Below are 1226 nucleotides of genomic sequence, written 5' to 3'. Positions count from 1 at the left end.
TGGGTGAATTGCAAAGCCGTGGGGGTGACGGATTCGACGCTCATGCTGACTATCTCCCGGCGTTACGCCGCCATAATGCGTGATGACGCGCATTATCCGCTTGTCCTAGAAAATCGGTCAACTATTGTTACGGTATATCAATAAAGCCGATCACCGGTTCAGAATGCAAAAAGGCCCGCTTAACGGGCCTTTTCGCTGTACCGGATAAAGTGTTACGGCAGCATACCGGCATGGGACAGGCCGAAGCGCTCATCCAGGCCAAACAGAATGTTCATGTTCTGCACAGCCTGACCCGACGCGCCTTTGACCAGGTTGTCGATCACCGACAACACCACCACCAGATCACCATCCTGCGGACGATGCACCGCGATACGGCAGACGTTGGCACCGCGCACGCTGCGGGTTTCCGGATGGCTGCCAGCCGGCATCACATCGACGAACGGTTCATTGGCATAGCGCTTTTCGAACAATGCCTGCAAATCCACCGAACGATCGACCACCGTCGCGTAAAGCGTCGAGTGGATACCACGAATCATTGGCGTCAGGTGCGGAACGAAGGTCAGACCAACGTCCTTGCCTGCTGCACGACGCAGGCCCTGACGAATTTCCGGCAGGTGACGGTGACCCTTTACCGCGTAAGCCTTCATGCTTTCCGACGTCTCGGAGTACAGCGAACCTACAGCCGCACCGCGACCGGCACCGCTGACACCGGATTTGCAGTCGGCGATCAGACGCGAGGCATCGGCCAGACCCGCCTCAAGCAACGGCAGGAAACCGAGCTGAGTAGCAGTCGGATAGCAGCCCGGAACAGCAATCAGGCGCGCTTTTTTGATCTGCTCGCGATTGACTTCAGGCAGACCGTAAACCGCCTCGTCCAGCAGCTCCGGCGCGCCGTGCGGCTGACCGTACCACTTGGCCCACTCTTCTGGATCCTGCAGACGGAAGTCGGCCGACAGGTCAATGACCTTGGTGCCCGCTGCCAGCAGTTCACCCGCCAGTGCGTGAGCAACACCATGCGGCGTGGCGAAGAACACCACGTCGCAAGCGCCCAGAGTTTTGATGTCCGGCACGCTGAATGCCAGGCCGTCGTAGTGGCCGCGCAGGTTCGGGTACATGTCAGCCACGGCCAGACCGGCCTCGGATCGGGAAGTGATCACGACCACTTCTGCCTGCGGATGCTGTGCCAACAGACGCAGCAGTTCGACACCGGTGTAACCCGTGCCGCC

The 1226-nt window shown here is 59.6% G+C and carries 1 protein-coding gene; it reads right to left on the bottom strand.

Going from position 1 to position 1226, the window contains the following annotated elements; genetic code table 11:
• Positions 1–212: 212 nt before the first annotated feature.
• Positions 213–1226 (bottom strand): N-acetyl-gamma-glutamyl-phosphate reductase (gene argC, locus ACIONG_RS28605; RefSeq protein WP_401304226.1); only part of this gene is annotated, 1014 nt, incomplete at its 5' end.

Source organism: Pseudomonas sp. NPDC087817 (assembly GCF_044742875.1).
Classification (GTDB): domain Bacteria; phylum Pseudomonadota; class Gammaproteobacteria; order Pseudomonadales; family Pseudomonadaceae; genus Aquipseudomonas.
The sequence above is the reverse complement of the archived record's forward strand: the minus strand, read 5'-3'. Positions and strand labels throughout refer to the sequence as shown.